This window comes from Streptomyces sp. CCM_MD2014 (assembly GCF_000772045.1).
Classification (GTDB): domain Bacteria; phylum Actinomycetota; class Actinomycetes; order Streptomycetales; family Streptomycetaceae; genus Streptomyces; species Streptomyces salinarius.
This window is the reverse complement of record NZ_CP009754.1, coordinates 1403963-1422303: the sequence shown is the minus strand read 5'-3', so window position 1 is coordinate 1422303 and position 18341 is coordinate 1403963. Positions and strand designations below refer to the sequence as shown.

Here is an 18341-nt window from a genome sequence, read left to right as displayed (position 1 = left end):
GGTATCCGGGCTCCCATGGGTGACATTCTGGTCGGGGCATGCTCGTGGACGGACCGGCAACTCCTCGCGAGCGGCTGGTATCCCCGCGGGCGCCGGGACGCGGAAGGACGACTGCGGCACTACGCCTCGCGGCTGCCCGTCGTCGAAGTGGACGCCGGGTACTACGCGCTGCCCAGCCGGCGCAACAGCGAGCTGTGGGTGGAGCGCACTCCGGAGGACTTCCGTTTCGACGTCAAGGCCTTCTCCCTGCTGACGGGGCACCCCACGCGTGCGGAGGCCCTCCCCGCCGACCTGCGCGGGACCGGGCGGGGGCGGCTCGGACGCGGGCAGGTGAGCGACGGACTGCTGGACGAGGTGTGGGGGAGATTCGCCGACGCGATCGCGCCGCTGCGCGAGGCCGGGCGGCTCGGCACCGTGCTGTTCCAGTTCCCGCCGTGGTTCGCGCCCGGTTCCTGGGCGGAGGCGGCCCTCGACGCGTGTGTGCGGCGAGCGCGGGGCTGGCCCCTCGCGGTGGAGTTCCGGCATCCGGGCTGGTGGGAGCCGGAGCAGGCGGAGAGCACGCACGTCCTTCTGTCGACTCTGGGGGCCTCGGCGGTCGGCACCGACATGGCTCAGGGTTTGTCCGGCTCCTTGCCGCCCGTCGCGCCGGTCACCCGGCCCGCCCTCGCCGTCGTCCGCTTCCACGGCCGCAGTCCGGCGTGGGGGAGGGGCACCAAGGAGGACCGCTTCCGGTACGACTACGACGTGCTCGAACTCGCCGCCCGCGTGCCCCGTCTGCGGCGCGCGGCACGCCTGTCGGAGGAGCTGCACGTGCTGTTCAACAACTGCTGCGCGGACGCCGCCGTGCGCGCGGCCGAGACGATGCGGCGGCTGCTCACCGAGCCGCGTCGCTGATCCCCAGCCGCAGGTGCTCCACGTGGAACACGGCCTGGTCGAGCAGCTCGGCGACATGGTCGTCGTGCAGGGCGTACACCACCGAGCGGCCCCGGCGCTCGCCGACCACCAGGCCCAGATTGCGCAGCAGCCGCAGCTGGTGCGAACAGGCCGACTGCTCCATGCCGACCTCCGCCGCCAACTCGGTGGCGGGCAGCGGCCCTTCGCGCAGCCGGGCGAGGATCAGCAGCCGGGACGGGGTGGACAGGGCCTGGAGGGTCGTGGCCACCTTCGCGACGTTGTCCGCGTCCAGACGCACCCGCTCGGCGGCGTTCTGCGCGGTGGTGGCGGCTCCGTGACCCATGCGGTCATCTTACGCACTGCCCGGACGACTCCCCGGAGGCACATGAACAGATGAACGAATGAATGGGTCTTCATGTGTTCCTGTATGGTGTACCGCGTGTCCACCACCCTCGCCCCCGCTCCCGAGGCCGCGCCCTCCGCCCCGGCGCCGCCCCGCCGCCGCACCCGTGTCCTCGCCCTGCCCGAGGCCCGCTGGGCGCTCGTGTCCCTCGTCGCCTTCCTCCTGGCCCTGCCCCTCGACCTCGGCGGCGCGCCCGCCTGGGCGTACGGCCCGCTGTACGCGGTCGCCTACGCCGCCGGCGGCTGGGAGCCCGCGCTCGAAGGGCTGCGCGCGCTGCGCGAGAAGACCCTCGACGTCGACCTGCTGATGATCGTCGCGGCGCTCGGCGCGGCCGCCATCGGCCAGGTCCTCGACGGCGCCCTGCTCATCGTCATCTTCGCCACCTCCGGCGCCCTGGAGGCCCTGGCCACCGCCCGTACCGCCGACTCCGTGCGCGGCCTGCTCGACCTCGCGCCCACCACCGCGACCCGCCTGCGGGACGGCGACGAGGAGACCGTCCCGACCGCCGACCTCGCCGTCGGCGACCTGGTCCTGGTCCGGCCGGGGGAGCGGATCGGCGCGGACGGCACGGTCGTCGACGGCACCGGAGAGGTCGACCAGGCCACCATCACCGGCGAGTCCCTGCCCGTCCTCAAACGCTCCGGCGACGACGTCTTCGCCGGCACCCTCAACGGCACCGGCGCCCTGCGCGTCCGCGTCGGACGCGACCCGGCCGACTCGGTCATCGCCCGGATCGTCGCCCTGGTCGAGGAGGCGTCCCGCACCAAGGCGCCGACCCAGCTGTTCATCGAGAAGATCGAGCAGCGCTACTCGGTCGGCGTGGTCGTCGCCACCCTCGCCGTCTTCGGCATCCCCCTCGCCTTCGGCGCCGACCTCACCGACGCCCTGCTGCGCGCCATGACCTTCATGATCGTCGCCTCGCCGTGCGCCGTCGTCCTCGCCACGATGCCGCCGCTGCTCTCCGCCATCGCCAACGCCGGCCGGCACGGCGTTCTGGTCAAGTCGGCGGTCGCCATGGAACGTCTCGGCGAGATCGACACCGCCGCCCTCGACAAGACCGGCACCCTCACCGAGGGCACCCCCGAGGTGACCGCCGTACGCCCCCTGGCCGGCTCCGGCGTGGACGAGGACGCCCTCCTCGCCCTCGCCGCCGCGGCCGAGCACCCCAGCGAACACCCGCTGGCCCGCGCGATCGTGGCCGCCGCCCGCGCCCGAGGGCTGCGGATCGCGCCGGCGGAGGACTTCACGGCGGCTCCCGGCCGCGGGGTGACGGCCGTGGTCGACGGCCGTACGGTGCACGTCGGCCGCGCGGACGCCCCCGAGGGCGCCGAGACCACCGTTCGCGTCACCCGTGACGGCACGCTCCTGGGCACCCTCGCCCTCACCGACCGCCTCCGCACCGACGCGGCCCCGGCCGCCGCCGCCCTCACCGCCCTCACCGGCACCGCCCCCGCCCTGCTGACCGGCGACCACACGGCCGCCGCCGCCCGCGTGGCCGAGGCGACCGGCATCACCGACGTCCGCGCCGGACTGCTCCCCGAGGACAAGGTCAAGGCCGTACGGGAACGGGAGCGGGCCGGCCGCAAGGTGCTCTTCGTCGGCGACGGCGTCAACGACGCCCCCGCACTGGCCGCCGCGCACGCCGGTGTCGCCATGGGCGGGGCCGGCTCCGACCTCGCCCTGGAGACCGCCGACGCCGTCGTCGTGCGCGACGAGCTGACGGCCGTCCCCGCCGTCGTACGGCTCTCCCGGCGCGCACGCCGGCTGGTCGTGCAGAACCTGGCCGTCGCCGGCGTCTTCATCACCGTCCTCGTCCTGTGGGACCTGATCGGGCACCTCCCGCTCCCGCTCGGCGTCGCGGGCCACGAGGGCTCCACCGTGCTGGTCGGCCTGAACGGCCTGCGGCTGCTGCGCGAGTCGGCGTGGCGCGCGGAGTGATCCGCGTGGTCCGGCTGGTCCGGGTGATCCGCCAAGGCCCAGCACGGGGCACGTCGATGTCGGATTCCCGCCAGCCGGTACCCGTCGCGGGGGCCATCCTGGACACATGCAGACGGGAATGCACACCGACACCGAGCGCTGCGTGCGCGCCGTGCAGTCGAAGGACGCGCGCTTCGACGGCTGGTTCTTCACGGCCGTCCTGACGACCCGGATCTACTGCCGGCCCAGCTGCCCGGTGGTGCCGCCCAAGCCCGGCAACATGACCTTCTACCCGAGCGCGGCGGCCTGCCAGCAGGCCGGGTTCCGGGCGTGCAAACGCTGCCGCCCGGACACCAGCCCCGGCTCGCCCGAGTGGAACCTGCGCGCCGACCTCACGGCCCGCGCCATGCGCCTGATCGCCGACGGCGTCGTGGACCGCGAGGGCGTGCCCGGCCTCGCCGCCCGCCTCGGCTACAGCACCCGGCAGATCGAGCGCCAGCTCCTCGCCGAAGTGGGCGCGGGTCCCCTCGCCCTCGCCCGCGCGCAGCGCGCCCAGACCGCCCGGCTGCTGATCGAGACCACCCCGCTGCCCATGGCGGAGATCGCCTTCGCGGCCGGCTTCGCCTCCATCCGCACCTTCAACGACACGGTCCGCGAGGTCTACGCCCTCTCCCCGAGCGAACTGCGCACCCGCGCCCCCGGGAACCGCCTCGCCCGCACCACCCCCGGCACCCTGTCCCTCCGCCTGCCGTTCCGCGCCCCGCTCAACCCCGACAACCTCTTCGGCCACCTCGCCGCCACCGCCGTACCCGGCGTGGAGGAGTGGCGGGACGGCGCGTACCGGCGCACCCTGCGCCTCCCCTACGGTCACGGCATCGTGGCCCTCACCCCCCACCCCGACCACATCGCCTGCCGCCTCACCCTCGGCGACCCGCGCGACCTGACCGTCGCCATCAGCCGCTGCCGGCGTCTGCTCGACCTGGACGCCGACCCGGTGGCCATCGACGACCAGCTGCGCGCCGACCCGCTGCTCGCACCGCTCGTCGACAAGGCGCCCGGCCGCCGGGTGCCCCGCACGGTGGACGAGGCGGAGTTCGCCGTACGGGCCGTGCTCGGCCAGCAGGTCTCCACCGCCGCCGCCCGCACCCACGCCGCCCGCCTGGTCACCGCGCACGGCGATCCGGTGGACGATCCCGAGGGCGGCCTGACCCACCTCTTCCCGTCCACCGGGGCCCTGGCGGCCGTGGACCCCGGGACTCTGGCGATGCCGCGCACCCGCCGCACCACCTTCTCCACCCTGGTCGCCCGCCTGGCCGACGGCTCGGTCAGCCTGGGCGTCGAGTGCGACTGGGCCGAGACCCGGGCCCGCCTCCTCGACCTGCCCGGCTTCGGCCCCTGGACCGCCGACGTCATCGCCATGCGTGCCCTCGGGGACCCCGACGCCTTCCTCCCCACCGACCTCGGCATCCGCCGCGCCGCCGGTGAACTGGGCCTGCCCTCCACCCCGGCCGCGCTCACCGCCCGCGCGGCGGCCTGGCGGCCCTGGCGGGCGTACGCCGTCCAGTACCTGTGGGCCACCGACGACCACCCGATCAACTTCCTGCCCGTATAGCCCGTGCGAGGAGCCCGCGTGAACCCCGTGAGACAGCACACCGTGATCGACAGCCCGTACGGCGCGCTCACCCTCGTCGCGGAGGACGCCGTCCTGTGCGGCCTCTACATGACCGACCAGCGCCACCGTCCGCCCGAGGAGACCTTCGGCGCCCGCGACGCACGCCCCTTCGCCGAGACCGAGGAACAACTGGAGGCCTACTTCAGCGGCGAGCTGAAGGACTTCACCCTCGACCTGCGCCTGAACGGCACCCCCTTCCAGCGCACGGTCTGGGACCAGCTCCGCAAGATCCCGTACGGCGAGACCCGCACCTACGGCGAACTCGCCGCCGCCCTCGGCAACCCGGCCGCCTCCCGCGCCGTGGGCCTCGCCAACGGCCGCAACCCGATCGGCATCGTCGTCCCCTGCCACCGCGTCATCGGCGCGAGCGGCGGCCTCACCGGCTACGGCGGCGGCCTGGAACGCAAGCGGCGCCTGCTGGACTTCGAACGGGGCGGGACGGGACCGGAGGCGTTGTTCTAGCCGCGGCGACCGGGCGTAAACGCGTTGCCCGGGCGCCGCGGCGCCCGCTACGCTCGCCGGACTTCGAAGACCACGCTCTCCAGAACGATGCCGCAGACGGGGAGCAGGCCCGCGCACAGCAGCCCGGAGCCACGGAGGGGCGGCGCCCTGATCCGTCATGCCCTCCGGAGGACCGCACCCATGCATTCCGCGCCCACGCACCCCGCGCATCCCCTGCGCATCGGCCTCGGCCTTCCCGTCGACGCCCCCGCGCTGCTGCCGACCTGGGCCCGGCGCGCCGACGCGCTCCCCTTCAGCACGCTCGGCCTGCTCGACCGGCTCGTCTACGACAACCCCGAACCCCTGATCACCCTCGCGACCCTCGCGGGCGCCACCTCCCGCATCCGCCTGCAGACCGAGGTGCTGATCGCCCCCGTCCACAACACCGCACTGCTCGCCAAGCAGACCGCGACCCTCGACCGGCTGTCGGGCGGCCGCTTCACGCTCGGCATCGGCGTCGGCGGCCGGGCCGACGACTGCCTCGCCGCCGGCATCGACCTCCACCGCCGGGGTCGCCGCCTCGACGAGCAGATGACCCTCCTGCGCCGGACCTGGGCGGGCGAGCCCTACGCCCGGGACGTCGGCCCCATCGGGCCCCGCCCCGCGACGCCCGGCGGGCCCCGGGTGCTGTTCGGCGGCTTCGCCCCGGCCGCGCTGGAGCGGGTCGGCCGCTTCGGCGACGGCTTCCTCGGCGCCGCCCTGCCCGCCGCGCACATGTCCGGCCTGTTCCGCCGGGTCGAGGCGGTCTGGCGGAAGTACGACCGCCCGGGCCGGCCGCACCTGGTCGCCCAGGCGAGCGTGGCCCTCGGCCCCGACAGCACGGTCGAGCGGGCCCGGCGGAACCTCCGCGACTACTACGCCTTCACCGGGCGCGCCGAGTACATGGCCAAGGGCCTGCTCACCACCGCACGGGACGTCCGCGCGGCCGTCGAGGCCTTCCGCGGCATCGGCGCCGACGAGGTCGTGCTGTACTGCTGGGCCCCGGACATCGACCAGGTCGACCGCCTCGCGGACGCCCTGTTCCGACCGGGCGCCGTGCGCTGACCGCCCGACCGGCGCCCGCTCAGCCCAGGCCGCGCAGCAGCCGGGGCAGGGCGGTGCCGATCGGCTCCCGGACGACCTCGTCGGCCAGGGCGTCGTACGGCGTCGGCTCGGTGTTGACGACGACCAGCCGGGCCCCGTGGTCGACGGCCACCCCTGCCAGTGCGGCGGCGGGCTCCACCCGGAGGCTGGTGCCGACGGCGACGAAGACCTGGCACGCCTTGCTGATGGCGACCGCCTCACCCAGCACCACCGGGTCGAGGCGCTCGCCGAACATCACGGTCGCCGTCTTCAGGATGCCGCCGCACTCCAGGCACGGCGGGTCGTCCTCGCCGGCGTCGATCCGGGCGAAGGCGTCCGCCATCGGGCCCCGGACCCGGCAGCCCGTGCACACGTAGGCGCGCGCGGTGCCGTGCAGTTCGAGGACCTTGCGGGCGGAGACCCCGGCGAGCTGGTGCAGGCCGTCCACGTTCTGGGTGATCACGCGGACCGGCACCCCGCGCCGCTCCAGTTCGGCCACCGCGCGGTGCGCCGCGTTCGGCTCGGCGTGCAGGCCCGCGGTGTCGCGCCGCATCCGCCACGAGCGCCGCCTGATCTCCGGGTCGCCCATGTAGTACTCGTAGGTGACGAGCTTCTCCGCCTCCGGGTCGCGCCGCCACAGCCCGTTCGGACCGCGGTAGTCGGGGATGCCTGAGTCGGTCGAGACGCCGGCACCGCTGAGGATGGCGACGAGGGGCTTGCCGGTCATGCGGCCGAGGGTAGGGCTCCGGCGCCCGGGCGGCGAACGGTTATCGGTCGACGCGGACGCCGTTGACCAGCTCGGCCGTGCCGGAGCCGTCCGCCAGCACGTCCAGTGCGGTCAGCACCCGGCCGTGCAGCGCGTCGAGGAGGTGGTCGCCCAGGTCCTCGCGCGGCACCAGCCGCCAGGACAGCAACTCCTCCTCCTGCAGCCGGATCGCCTTGAGGTCGTCCTCGGACAGGACCCCGCCGTCGTACAGGTACGCCACGATCGGCGGCCTGCCCGCACCGTGCACCCAGTCCACCGCGAGCAGGCGCCCGATCCGCACGTCGAGCCCGATCTCCTCGAGGGTCTCCCGCCACGCGCCCTGCCGCGGCGTCTCCCCGTCCTCGGACTCGATCGTCCCGCCCGGCAGCGCCCACCCCTCGCGGTAGTTGGGCTCGACGAGCAGCACCCGTCCTCCGGCGTCCCTGAAGACCGTGGCGGCCCCGGCCAGGACGCGGGGCAGACCGGCGATGTAGGTGGCGTAGTCAGGAGTGGTCATTCCGGAAGCGTAACGAGCCCGCGCCCCGCTGCGGGGAAGCCGCGAGGCGGGTGCACCGCCGGTTCCACGGTGTGGGCAGGGCATGACGGCACGGGTGTCCTCCGGTTAGGGTCGCAGCGGCGCGACTGCCTTGACGTGCGCAAGGCTCGGAGAGCAAGGGGAGATCAAGGTGGCTGACGCTGCTGTGGACGGGGCCCGCCGGGTGCTCGTCGCCGCGGACAAGTTCAAGGGCTCGCTGACGGCCGTGGAGGTCGCCGAGCGCGTCACGGCCGGACTGCGCCGCGTCGTGCCGGACGTCCTGGTCGAGGCGCTGCCCGTCGCCGACGGCGGCGACGGCACGGTGGCCGCGGCGGTCGCGGCCGGGTTCGAACGCCGGGAGGTGCGGGTCGCCGGGCCGCTCGGCGACGAGGTGACGGCGGCGTACGCGCTGCGCGAGGGCACCGCGGTGGTGGAGATGGCCGAGGCCAGCGGCCTCTACCGGCTCCCGGAGGGCGTCCTCGCACCGCTCACGGCGTCGACGTACGGCTCGGGCGAGCTGCTGCGGGCCGCGCTGGACGCGGGGGCGCGCACGATCGTGTTCGGGGTCGGCGGCAGCGCCACCACGGACGGCGGTGCCGGAATGCTGGCCGCGCTGGGCGCGCGGTTCCTGGACGCCGACGGGAAGCCCGTCGCGGCGGGCGGGGGCGGGCTGGCCGCTCTGGCCTCGGCCGACCTGTCCGGTCTCGACCCGCGGCTGGCGGACGTCGAGCTGGTGCTCGCCAGCGACGTGGACAATCCCCTGACCGGCCCGAAGGGCGCCCCGGCGGTCTACGGACCGCAGAAGGGTGCCTCGCCGGACGACGTGACGGCCCTGGACGCCGCCCTCGCGCACTTCGCGAAGGTGCTGGAGGGGACGCAGGGCGTGGGCGCGCGTGCGGCCGAGTACGCCGCGTCCCCGGGGGCGGGCGCTGCGGGCGGCATCGGGTTCGGTGCGATGCTGCTGGGCGCGCGGTTCCGGCCCGGCATCGAGGTGATGCTGGACGTGCTGGGCTTCGCGCCGGCGCTGGAGCGGGCGGCCCTGGTGATCACCGGGGAGGGCTCGCTGGACGAGCAGACCCTGCACGGGAAGGCTCCGGCGGGTGTCGCGGCGGCGGCCCGGGCCGCGGGCAAGGAGGTCGTCGCGGTGTGCGGGCGGCTGGCGCTGCCGGCGGAGACGCTGGGGCGGGCGGGGATCCGGCGGGCGTATCCGCTGACGGATGTGGAGCCGGACGTGGCGAAGTGCATCGCGGATGCGGGGCCGATTCTGGAGCGGGTGGCAGAGTCCATCGCGCGGGACTTCGTCGCCTAGGGGAGTCTCGCCCCCGCCGCCCCTTCCCCGTCCCGACCCCGGGGGGTCTGCCTCCAGACCCCCGTTTCGGCCCTGAACGGGCCTCGTCCTCCAACGCCGGACGGGCCGAGGAGTGCGGCACCTTTCAGTCCACTGAGTCGTGGCGGTGGGTGGGCATGGGCCCGGGGGCCTGGGGTCCTGGGGCGGAGCCCCGAGGGACGCCGGCACCTACGCCGGGCGCGCACAAACGGCAGGGCCCCGAACCCAACCCGGGTCCGGGGCCCTGCCGACGTTCACACGTCACGGAAGCTGCGCAGCCCGCGCCTCCCGACGATTGTCACGGAAGTTGTTCACCCTGCGAGCCGTGGCGAACAGGGGGATCACCGCCCCCATCACCAGCTGGAGCGCACACCCCGTCTGCAGCAGCAGCTGCCCGCTCGGCGCGTCGAAGGCCCAGCCGGCCAGCAGGCCCATCGACAGGACGATCCACGACAGCATCGCCACCGCGAGGCGGCCCCGCGGCTTCGGGTATTCGACCCGGCTCACCATCAGCCAGGCCGTACCCAGGATCGCCAGCAGCGTCGCGACGAAGGGCAGCTCGAGCAGCACGATCGACACCACCGTCAGCGCGCCGAACGGCGACGGCATGCCCTGGAAGGTGCCGTCCTTGACCGTGACGCAGGAGAACCGCGCGAGCCGCAGCACCACCGCCAGCAGCACCACGATCGCCCCCACCGCCGCCACGCGCTGGTAGGCGTCGTCCGCGACCATGCCGTAGACGAGGACGAAGTACGCCGGCGCCAGGCCGAAGCTGATCAGGTCGGACAGGTTGTCCAGCTCCGCGCCCATGGGGGACGAGCGCAGCTTGCGGGCGACCAGACCGTCGAACAGGTCGAAGATCGCCGCGCACAGCATCAGGATGACCGCGGTGGCCGCGCTGTGCCGGGCCATGCCCGACTCGTCGCTGCCCATGAGGTGCGGGATCAGGATGCCGGTGGTGGTGAAGTACACCGCCATGAAGCCGCACGTCGCGTTGCCGAGCGTGAGCGTGTCCGCTATCGACAGGCGGAGCGAGAGCGGCATCTCCTCCTCGTCGTCCACCTCGTCGGCCTCCGGCACCCATCCGGCCTGGGTCTGTGGATCAATCACGGTCAATTCGAGTCACCCCAGCCACCGTCTTCTGACCCACCTCGACATCCACCTCGACGCCCTCCGGCAGGTACAGGTCGACGCGGGAGCCGAAGCGGATCAGGCCGACCCGCTCGCCCTGCTCGACCTTGGTGCCCTGCGGCACGTACGGGACGATGCGGCGGGCCACCGCGCCGGCGATCTGGATCATCTCGATGTCGCCGAGCTCGGTGTCGAAGTGCCACACGACGCGCTCGTTGTTCTCGCTCTCCTTGTTGAAAGCGGGGACGAAGCCGCCCGGCACGTGCTCGACCGAGGTCACCGTGCCCGCCAGCGGGGCGCGGTTGACGTGGACGTTGAGCGGGCTCATGAAGATCGCGACGCGGGTGCGGCCGTCCTTCCACGGCATGATGCTCTGCACCACACCGTCGGCGGGCGAGATCACCCGGCCCCGGGTGATCTCGCGCTCGGGGTCGCGGAAGAACCACAGCATCCCCGCCGCGAGCGCGGTGGCGGGGACGGCGACGGCCTTGGCGGCGCCGGAACGACGGGCCCGCAGGAGGCTGACGGCTGCGGTGGCGACGGTCGGCAGAAGCCACGGCGAGGCTCCGCGCGCGAGGCGTACGCCGGCGAGGCTGTCGCGAGGTGCAGAGGTTTGGCTGTGGGGCATGGATGACCTTCGTAGCGGATGATGCCGCGCTCTGACGGGGGACGGCGGCTTTCCGGCGATCGTAGCGGCTTCCTGCCGCAACTGGGTAAGCCAGGAAGCCGAGTCGGCGGCCGAACAGTGCCTACGGGGTGTGACCTTCTTCTCCAAGAAAACACCCCGTATCCGGACATCTAACCCTGGAATCGATACTCTTCGAGCAGTCGGCGGCCGATGATCATTTTCTGGATCTCGGCGGTGCCTTCACCGATGAGCAGCATCGGCGCCTCGCGGTAGAGGCGCTCGATCTCGTACTCCTTGGAGAAGCCGTACCCGCCGTGGATCCGGAAGGCGTCCTCCACGACCTCCTTGCAGTACTCGGAGGCGAGGTACTTGGCCATCCCCGCTTCCAGGTCGTTTCGTTCGCCCGAGTCCTTTTTGCGTGCAGCGTTCACCATCATCGCATGTGCGGCCTCCACCTTGGTAGCCATCTCCGCGAGCTTGAACTGGACGGCCTGGTGCTGGGCGATCTGCTTGCCGAAAGTGTGACGCTGCTGGGCGTACCGGACGCCGAGTTCGAAGGCACGCTGAGCGACGCCGCAGCCACGGGCCGCCACATTCACCCGGCCCACCTCGACGCCGTCCATCATTTGGTAAAAACCTCGGCCGGTGACGCCGCCGAGGACCCGATTGGCCGGAATGCGCAGGCCGTCCATGATGAGCTCGGTGGTGTCGACGCCCTTGTAGCCCATCTTGTCGATCTTGCCGGGGATGGTCAGACCCGGGCGGACCTCGCCGAAGCCGGGCTCCTTCTCCACCAGGAAGGTCGTCATGGACTTGTGGGGAGCGGTCCCCTCGGGGTGACCCTCGTCACTCCTCACCAGGACGGCCACCAGCGACGACGTGCCGCCGTTGGTCAGCCACATCTTCTGGCCGTTCAGGACGTACTCCTCGCCGTCCTTCACGGCCTTCGAGGAGATCGCCGAGACGTCGGAGCCCAGGGCCGGCTCGGACATCGAGAAGGCGCCCCGGATGTCGCCGGCCGCCATGCGGGGCAGGAAGTGGTCCTTCTGCTCCTGCGTGCCGTGCTGCTTGAGCATGTACGCCACGATGAAGTGGGTGTTGATGATGCCGGACACCGACATCCAGCCGCGGGCGATCTCCTCCACGCACAGGGCGTAGGTCAGGAGCGACTCGCCCAGGCCCCCGTACTCCTCGGGGATCATCAGGCCGAACAGGCCGAGCTCCTTCAGCCCGTCGACGATGTCCTGCGGGTACTCGTCCCGGTGCTCCAGCTCGGTGGCGACCGGCAGGATCTCCTTGTCCACGAAGTCCCGGACCGTGGAGAGGATCTCCTGCTGGACGTCCGTGAGGCCGTGGGTCTGGGCGAGGCGGCTCATCTCTACTTCCCCTGTTCCTTCAGCTCGGGCCGGCCGGGCTGTTCGCCGCCGCGCTCCTTGGTGTACGTCTCGGTCGGCACCATCACCTTGCGGCGGAAGACGCAGACCAGCGTCCCGTCCTGCTTGTAGCCCTTGGTCTCGACGTGCACGATGCCGCGGTCGTTCTTCGACTTGGACGGCCACTTGTCGAGCACGGTCGTCTGGCCGTAGATCGTGTCGCCGTGGAAGGTCGGCGCCACGTGCCTGAGCGACTCGATCTCCAGGTTGGCGATCGCCTTGCCGGAGACGTCCGGCACGGACATGCCGAGCAGGAGCGAGTAGATGTAGTTGCCGACCACCACGTTCTTGCCGAAGTCCGTCGTCTTCTCGGCGTAGTTGGTGTCCATGTGGAGCGGGTGGTGGTTCATGGTGAGCAGACAGAACAGGTGGTCGTCGTACTCCGTGACCGTCTTCCCCGGCCAGTGCTTGTACGTCGCCCCGACCTCGAACTCCTCGTAGGTGCGTCCGAACTGCATGGCGCTCAGCCCTCCGGGATCTCGAACTTCGACGTGCGCTGCATGCCGGCCGCGCGCCCCTTGCCGGAGATGACCAGCGCCATCTTGCGGCTGGCCTCGTCGATCATCTCGTCGCCGAGCATGGCGGAGCCCTTCTTGCCGCCCGCCTCGGACGTGTAGTAGTCGTACGCGTCCAGGATCAGCTCGGCGTGGTCGTAGTCCTCCTGGGAGGGCGAGAAGATCTCGTTGGACGCCTCGACCTGGCCCGGGTGCAGGACCCACTTGCCGTCGAAGCCGAGGGCGGCGGCGCGCTGCGCGACCTCGCGGTAGCCGTCCACGTTGCGGATCTGCAGGTAGGGGCCGTCGATCGCCTGGAGGTTGTTGGCACGGGCGGCCATCAGGATCTTCATCAGGATGAAGTGGTAGGCGTCCGCCGGGTAGCCGGGCGGCTGCTCGCCCACGACGAGGGACTTCATGTTGATGGACGCCATGAAGTCGGCCGGGCCGAAGATGATGGTCTCCACGCGCGGGCTGGCCTGGGCGATCTCGTTGACGTTGTTCAGGCCCTGCGCGTTCTCGATCTGCGCCTCGATGCCGATCCGGCCGACCTCGAAGCCCATCGTCTTCTCGATCTGGGTCAGGAGGAGGTCGAGCGCGACGATCTGCTGGGCGTCCTGGACCTTCGGGAGCATGATGCAGTCCAGGTTCGGGCCCGCGCCCTCCACCACCGTGACGACGTCGCGGTACGTCCACTCGGTCGTCCAGTCGTTGACGCGCACGACGCGGGTCTTGCCGGTCCAGTCGCCCTCGTTGAGGAACTTGACGATGCTGTGCCGCGCCTCGGGCTTGGCGAGCGGCGCGCAGGCGTCCTCCAGGTCGAGGAAGACCTGGTCCGCCGGGAGGCCCTGGGCCTTCTCCAGGAAGCGCGGGTTCGAGCCCGGTACGGCCAGGCAGGAACGCCGGGGGCGGAGACGGTTGACCGTGGTCATGCGGGGACCTCCAGGGGGTCGAGCTTGTTCGCGTTCCGGATCTCGTCGACGATCCGGCCGATGATGCCGGTGATGTCGAAGTCCTTCGGGGTGAAGACCGCGGCCACTCCCGCGGCCCGCAGTTCCTCGGCGTCACCGTTCGGGATGATGCCACCGGCGATCACCGGTATATCTGTGGCACCGGCCACACGGAGCCGTTCGAGCACGTCCGGCACCAGCTGCGCGTGCGAGCCGGACAGGATGGACAGGCCCACCGCGTGCACGTCCTCCGCGAGGGCGGCGTCCACGATCTGCTCCGGGGTGAGCCGGATGCCCTGGTAGACCACCTCGAACCCGGCGTCGCGGGCGCGCACGGCGATCTGCTCGGCGCCGTTGGAGTGGCCGTCCAGGCCGGGCTTGCCGACCAGGAAGCGGAGCTTGCCGACGCCCATCTCCTTGGCCGTCAGCTCCACCTTGCGGCGCACCTCCGACAGGGCCGAACCCTCCTCGGCGGTGACCGCGACCGGCGCCGAGGACACCCCGGTCGGCGCGCGGAACTCGCCGAACACCTCGCGCAGCGCGCCGGCCCACTCGCCGGTCGTGGCACCGGCGCGGGCGCACTCCAGGGTGGCCTCCATGAGGTTGTCGGTGCCGCGCGCGGCCTCCTTCAGCTTCTCCAGCGCCTTGCAGGGGCGCGGATGGTTGAAGGGGGGCTGGTAGCGGCTGTCGCGCCAGTTCTCCAGCGAGGCGATGACCCGGGCCTCCACCGCAGGATCGACCGTCTGGATCGCGGTGTCCAGGTCGGCGGTCAGCGGGTTGGGCTCGGTGCCCTCGAAGGCGTTGACACCGATGATCTTCTCCTCGCCGGACTCGATCCGGGCCCGGCGTTCGGCGTGCGAGGCGACCAGTTGAGACTTGAGGTAGCCGGACTCCACGGCGGCCATCGCGCCGCCCATCTCCTGGATGCGCTCGATCTCCGCGAACGCCTCCTCGACCAGCTCGTCCACCTTCGCCTCGACCACCTTCGACCCCTCGAAGAGGTCGCCGTACTCCAGCAGGTCGCTCTCGTAGGCGAGCACCTGCTGGATGCGCAGCGACCACTGCTGGTCCCACGGGCGGGGCAGGCCCAGCGCCTCGTTCCAGGCCGGCAACTGCACGGCACGCGCGCGTGCGTCCTTGGAGAGGGTGACCGCCAGCATCTCCAGCACGATCCGCTGGACGTTGTTCTCCGGCTGCGCCTCGGTCAGGCCCAGAGAGTTGACCTGGACGCCGTAGCGGAAGCGGCGGTGCTTGGGGTTCTCGATGCCGTAGCGCTCGCGCGTGATGCGGTCCCAGATGCGGCCGAAGGCGCGCATCTTGCACATCTCCTCGACGAAGCGCACGCCCGCGTTCACGAAGAAGGAGATGCGGCCGACCACGTCGCCCATGCGTTCCTGCGGGACCTGACCGCCGTCGCGCACCGCGTCGAGGACGGCGATCGCGGTGGACATCGCGTACGCGATCTCCTGCACCGGCGTGGCGCCCGCCTCCTGCAGGTGGTAGCTGCAGATGTTGATCGGGTTCCACTTGGGCAGATGGGAGACCGTGTACGCGATCATGTCCGTCGTCAGGCGGAGGGACGGACCCGGCGGGAAGACGTGCGTCCCCCGGGACAGGTACTCCTTGACGATGTCGTTCTGGGTCGTGCCCTGGAGCTTGGTGATGTCCGCGCCCTGCTCCTCCGCGACGACCTGGTAGAGCGCCAGCAGCCACATGGCCGTGGCGTTGATGGTCATCGAGGTGTTCATCTGCTCCAGCGGGATGTCCTGGAACAGCCGGCGCATGTCACCGAGGTGCGCGACCGGCACGCCGACCCGGCCGACCTCGCCGCGGGCGAGGACGTGGTCGGAGTCGTACCCGGTCTGGGTCGGCAGGTCGAAGGCGACCGACAGACCCGTCTGCCCCTTGGCCAGGTTGCGCCGGTACAGCTCGTTGGACGCCTCGGCCGTGGAGTGACCGGCGTAGGTGCGCATGAGCCACGGCCGGTCCTTCTGACGCTCAGTCATGTGTGGCCTCCGCCGCCCTCAGATGTTCCGGAAGCGGTTGATGGCGTCGAGGTGCTTCGCGCGCTTCTCCTGGTCGCGCACGCCCAGGCCCTCCTCGGGGGCCAGGCACAGCACGCCGACCTTGCCCTGGTGGAGGTTGCGGTGGACGTCGTACGCCGCCTGGCCGGTGTCCTCGAGGGAGTACACCTTGGAGAGCGTGGGGTGGATCTTGCCCTTGGCGATGAGGCGGTTGGCCTCCCAGGCCTCGCGGTAGTTGGCGAAGTGGGAGCCGATGATGCGCTTCAGGGACATCCACAGGTAGCGGTTGTCGTACTCGTGCATGTAGCCCGAGGTCGAGGCGCAGGTGGTGATGGTGCCGCCCTTGCGGGTGACGAAGACGGAGGCGCCGAAGGTCTCGCGGCCGGGGTGCTCGAAGACGATGTCGATGTCCTCGCCGCCGGTGAGTTCGCGGATGCGCTTGCCGAAGCGCTTCCACTCCTTCGGGTCCTGGGTCTGCTCGTCCTTCCAGAACTTGTAGCCCTCGGCGTTGCGGTCGATGATCGCCTCGGCACCCATCGAGCGGCAGATCTCCGCCTTCTGCGGCGAGGAGACGACACAGATGGGGTTGGCGCCGCCGGCGAGGGCGAACTGGGTGGCGTAGGAGCCGAGTCCGCCGCTGGCGCCCCAGATGAGGACGTTGTCGCCCTGCTTCATGCCGGCGCCGTTGCGGGAGACCAGCTGGCGGTAGGCGGTGGAGTTGACCAGGCCGGGAGCGGCGGCCTCCTCCCAGCTGAGGTGGTCCGGCTTCGGCATCAGCTGGTTGGACTTGACCAGCGCGATCTCCGCGAGGCCGCCGAAGTTGGTCTCGAAGCCCCAGATCCGCTGCTCGGGGTCGAGCATCGTGTCGTTGTGGCCGTCGGACGACTCCAGCTCGACGGAGAGGCAGTGCGCGACGACCTCGTCGCCCGGCTGCCAGGCGTTGACGCCGGGGCCGGTGCGCAGGACGACGCCGGCGAGGTCGGAGCCGATGATGTGGTACGGCAGGTCGTGCCGCTTGGCCAGCTCGTTGGTGCGGCCGTAGCGCTCCAGGAACCCGAAGGTGGACAGCGGCTCGAAGATCGAGGTCCACACCGAGTTGTAGTTGACCGAGGAGGCCATGACGGCCACCAGGGCCTCGCCCGGGCCCAGCTCGGGCAGCGGCACCTCGTCCAGGTGGATCGACTTGCGGGGGTCCTTGTCGCGGGTCTCCAGGCCCGCGAACATCTCCGTCTCGTCCTTGTGCACGGTGATCGCGCGGTACGACTCGGGGAGCGGCAGAGCGGCGATGTCGGCCTTCGTGGCGTCGGTCGACTGGATCGCGTCCAGGATGTCCTTCACGGTCACGGTGTTGCCTCCGGCGGTGAGCGCCCTGAGGGAGGGGCGCTGAGGGGTACGTCGGTGCTGCTGAGGGTGAGGGTGTGTGCCTGTGACGCAGGCGTTCGGGCGCGCAGGGGATGAGGTGCGGGGACAGCCCGAACACCTTCAACGTATGACACCGCGTGTCACCCCGCAAGGCACTGAGTGCCAGAAACTCTTCTCAGATGAAATCTTTACGTGACAGATGAGCGATGATCGATCGAATCATCTCCCGCCACGGGTGAAAAAGGGGTACCGACATGCAAAAACGGCCACCCGGTGGGTGGCCGTCGTCACAGAGCGGAACAGTGCGGGAAGGGCGGTCAGCGCTCCTTGAGCGCCTGCTCGATGGTGCGCATGACCTCGTGCAGCGGCGCATCGGTGCGCGCCACCGTCACGAGCACCTCGCCCTGCACGGAGGCCGAGGACGCCGGGGCGGCCGCCGGCCGCGAGCCGGAGGCGGTGCCGCGGCCCGCGCCGATGCCCGTGCCGAAGGTCCTCCGCACGATGGCGAAGGCGTGGTCCAGCTCGGCCTCCACGTCGCCCTGCCCGTCGGCCCGCAGCCAGCGCCGCAGCACGTGGTTGTGCGCGGTGACCACCGCGGACGCGGCGACCTCCGCGAGCAGCGGGTCGTCGTTGGCGTCGTCGTCGTGCGCGTGCTCGTCGAAGTGACCGAGCAGATAGCGGGTGAACAGGCGCTCGTAACGCGCCACCGACGCGATCTCCGCCTCGCGCAGCGTGGGCACCTCGCGCGTCAGCTTGTAGCGGGCGACCGAGATCTCCGGCCGGGCCGCGTACATCTTCATGACTTCCTTGATGCCGCGGCACACCGTGTCGAGCGGGTGCTCGTGCGCCGGCGCCGCGTTGAGGACGGCCTCGGCGCGCACCAGGGTGTCGTCGTGGTCGGGGAAGATCGCCTCTTCCTTGGAGCGGAAGTGACGGAAGAAGGTGCGGCGGGCGACCCCGGCCTGGGCCGCGATCTCGTCGACGGTGGTCGCCTCGTACCCCTTGGTCGCGAACAGCTCCATGGCCGCAGCCGCCAGTTCCCGGCGCATTTTGAGCCGCTGGGCGGCGGCCCGGCTGCCGGCCGTGCTCTCCGGAGCGTCGGACGTGGCTGAGGTACGTGAGGACTTGGCGGGCTGGGACATGACCCGAACGTACTGCATGCGGGCGCAATCATGCGCGTGACCGGGGATTCCCCCGCCCGCCGCGGGCGGGGGAGACCCGGCAGGACCGAGCAGCCCGCCCCAGTCCTCCCCGGGCCCGAAC

The 18341-nt window shown here is 71.8% G+C and carries 17 protein-coding genes; 6 read left to right on the top strand and 11 right to left on the bottom strand.

Annotation, left to right across the window (positions count from 1 at the left end):
* Positions 1 to 15: 15 nt before the first annotated feature.
* Complete coding sequence (locus NI25_RS06150; RefSeq protein WP_061441480.1) at positions 16 to 894, top strand: DUF72 domain-containing protein; 879 nt, start codon at positions 16 to 18, stop codon at positions 892 to 894.
* Here NI25_RS06150 and NI25_RS06145 read toward each other — a convergent pair.
* A complete protein-coding gene (locus tag NI25_RS06145; RefSeq protein ID WP_061441479.1) occupies positions 875 to 1237 on the bottom strand; it encodes an ArsR/SmtB family transcription factor in 363 nt (120 codons plus the stop codon). The two genes, NI25_RS06150 and NI25_RS06145, sit on opposite strands and share 20 nt — an antisense overlap.
* A gap of 84 nt (positions 1238 to 1321) precedes the next feature.
* Between NI25_RS06145 and NI25_RS06140 the strand changes: the two genes are divergently transcribed.
* The 4 genes from NI25_RS06140 to NI25_RS06125 all read left to right on the top strand — a co-directional run bounded on the left by NI25_RS06140 (position 1322) and on the right by NI25_RS06125 (position 6431).
* Complete coding sequence (locus tag NI25_RS06140; RefSeq protein ID WP_199560833.1) at positions 1322 to 3235, top strand: heavy metal translocating P-type ATPase; 1914 nt, start codon at positions 1322 to 1324, stop codon at positions 3233 to 3235.
* Positions 3236 to 3341: 106 nt separating this feature from the next.
* Positions 3342 to 4826 carry an AlkA N-terminal domain-containing protein gene (locus tag NI25_RS06135; RefSeq protein ID WP_324610066.1) on the top strand — a complete coding sequence of 495 codons (1485 nt, stop codon included), beginning with the start codon at positions 3342 to 3344 and terminating at the stop codon, positions 4824 to 4826.
* Between the two features lie 27 nt (positions 4827 to 4853).
* On the top strand, positions 4854 to 5348 hold the full coding sequence (locus NI25_RS06130) for a methylated-DNA--[protein]-cysteine S-methyltransferase (RefSeq protein WP_061446771.1): 495 nt from the start codon (positions 4854 to 4856) through the stop codon (positions 5346 to 5348).
* A gap of 213 nt (positions 5349 to 5561) precedes the next feature.
* Positions 5562 to 6431, top strand: coding sequence for an LLM class flavin-dependent oxidoreductase (locus NI25_RS06125; protein ID WP_061446770.1), 870 nt, complete (start codon positions 5562 to 5564; stop codon positions 6429 to 6431).
* Positions 6432 to 6450: 19 nt separating this feature from the next.
* Here the strand turns inward: NI25_RS06125 and NI25_RS06120 are convergent, their stop codons facing one another.
* On the bottom strand, positions 6451 to 7176 hold the full coding sequence (locus NI25_RS06120; RefSeq protein ID WP_061441477.1) for an SIR2 family NAD-dependent protein deacylase: 726 nt from the start codon (positions 7174 to 7176) through the stop codon (positions 6451 to 6453).
* 40 nt (positions 7177 to 7216) lie between these two features.
* A complete protein-coding gene (locus tag NI25_RS06115) occupies positions 7217 to 7711 on the bottom strand; it encodes an NUDIX domain-containing protein (protein WP_061441476.1) in 495 nt (164 codons plus the stop codon).
* A 202-nt stretch (positions 7712 to 7913) separates the two neighbouring features.
* Here NI25_RS06115 and NI25_RS06110 point away from each other — a divergent pair, with 202 nt between their 5' ends.
* Positions 7914 to 9038, top strand: coding sequence for a glycerate kinase (locus NI25_RS06110; protein WP_061446769.1), 1125 nt, complete (start codon positions 7914 to 7916; stop codon positions 9036 to 9038).
* Between the two features lie 279 nt (positions 9039 to 9317).
* On the opposite strand, the gene pssA is transcribed toward NI25_RS06110, so the two are convergent.
* The 8 genes from pssA to NI25_RS06070 form a co-directional block, all read right to left on the bottom strand.
* Positions 9318 to 10136 (bottom strand): CDP-diacylglycerol--serine O-phosphatidyltransferase, encoded by an 819-nt coding sequence (gene pssA, locus NI25_RS06105; RefSeq protein WP_030178550.1) that lies wholly within the window; start codon positions 10134 to 10136, stop codon positions 9318 to 9320.
* 22 nt (positions 10137 to 10158) lie between these two features.
* The gene (locus tag NI25_RS06100; RefSeq protein WP_061441475.1) at positions 10159 to 10815 is read right to left on the bottom strand and encodes a phosphatidylserine decarboxylase; all 657 of its coding nucleotides are present in this window, start codon (positions 10813 to 10815) and stop codon (positions 10159 to 10161) included.
* Positions 10816 to 10985: 170 nt separating this feature from the next.
* The gene (locus NI25_RS06095; protein WP_061441474.1) at positions 10986 to 12191 is read right to left on the bottom strand and encodes an acyl-CoA dehydrogenase family protein; all 1206 of its coding nucleotides are present in this window, start codon (positions 12189 to 12191) and stop codon (positions 10986 to 10988) included.
* Between the two features lie 2 nt (positions 12192 to 12193).
* The gene (locus NI25_RS06090; protein WP_061441473.1) at positions 12194 to 12706 is read right to left on the bottom strand and encodes a MaoC family dehydratase; all 513 of its coding nucleotides are present in this window, start codon (positions 12704 to 12706) and stop codon (positions 12194 to 12196) included.
* A gap of 5 nt (positions 12707 to 12711) precedes the next feature.
* Complete coding sequence (locus NI25_RS06085) at positions 12712 to 13674, bottom strand: HpcH/HpaI aldolase/citrate lyase family protein (protein WP_061441472.1); 963 nt, start codon at positions 13672 to 13674, stop codon at positions 12712 to 12714.
* Positions 13671 to 15698 carry a protein meaA gene (locus NI25_RS06080; protein WP_061441471.1) on the bottom strand — a complete coding sequence of 676 codons (2028 nt, stop codon included), beginning with the start codon at positions 15696 to 15698 and terminating at the stop codon, positions 13671 to 13673. Before NI25_RS06080 ends, NI25_RS06085 begins: the two co-directional genes overlap by 4 nt.
* 18 nt (positions 15699 to 15716) lie before the next feature.
* Positions 15717 to 17054: a crotonyl-CoA carboxylase/reductase gene (gene ccrA / locus NI25_RS06075; protein WP_199561090.1), complete on the bottom strand. Its 1338-nt coding sequence runs from the start codon at positions 17052 to 17054 to the stop codon at positions 15717 to 15719.
* Positions 17055 to 17395: 341 nt separating this feature from the next.
* The gene (locus NI25_RS06070; RefSeq protein WP_061446768.1) at positions 17396 to 18220 is read right to left on the bottom strand and encodes a TetR family transcriptional regulator; all 825 of its coding nucleotides are present in this window, start codon (positions 18218 to 18220) and stop codon (positions 17396 to 17398) included.
* Between the last annotated feature and the right edge of the window lie 121 nt (positions 18221 to 18341).

What these genes read in the sequence shown, in the direction of transcription:
- NI25_RS06150 (WP_061441480.1), top strand. Translation starts at nt 16, where the DNA reads ATGGGTGACATTCTGGTCGGGGCATGCTCGTGGACGGACCGGCAACTC.
- NI25_RS06145 (WP_061441479.1), bottom strand. Translation starts at nt 1,237, where the DNA reads ATGGGTCACGGAGCCGCCACCACCGCGCAGAACGCCGCCGAGCGGGTG.
- NI25_RS06140 (WP_199560833.1), top strand. Translation starts at nt 1,322, where the DNA reads ATGGTGTACCGCGTGTCCACCACCCTCGCCCCCGCTCCCGAGGCCGCG.
- NI25_RS06135 (WP_324610066.1), top strand. Translation starts at nt 3,342, where the DNA reads ATGCAGACGGGAATGCACACCGACACCGAGCGCTGCGTGCGCGCCGTG.
- NI25_RS06120 (WP_061441477.1), bottom strand. Translation starts at nt 7,176, where the DNA reads ATGACCGGCAAGCCCCTCGTCGCCATCCTCAGCGGTGCCGGCGTCTCG.
- NI25_RS06115 (WP_061441476.1), bottom strand. Translation starts at nt 7,711, where the DNA reads ATGACCACTCCTGACTACGCCACCTACATCGCCGGTCTGCCCCGCGTC.
- NI25_RS06100 (WP_061441475.1), bottom strand. Translation starts at nt 10,815, where the DNA reads ATGCCCCACAGCCAAACCTCTGCACCTCGCGACAGCCTCGCCGGCGTA.
- NI25_RS06095 (WP_061441474.1), bottom strand. Translation starts at nt 12,191, where the DNA reads ATGAGCCGCCTCGCCCAGACCCACGGCCTCACGGACGTCCAGCAGGAG.
- NI25_RS06090 (WP_061441473.1), bottom strand. Translation starts at nt 12,706, where the DNA reads ATGCAGTTCGGACGCACCTACGAGGAGTTCGAGGTCGGGGCGACGTAC.
- NI25_RS06085 (WP_061441472.1), bottom strand. Translation starts at nt 13,674, where the DNA reads ATGACCACGGTCAACCGTCTCCGCCCCCGGCGTTCCTGCCTGGCCGTA.
- NI25_RS06080 (WP_061441471.1), bottom strand. Translation starts at nt 15,698, where the DNA reads ATGACTGAGCGTCAGAAGGACCGGCCGTGGCTCATGCGCACCTACGCC.
- NI25_RS06070 (WP_061446768.1), bottom strand. Translation starts at nt 18,220, where the DNA reads ATGTCCCAGCCCGCCAAGTCCTCACGTACCTCAGCCACGTCCGACGCT.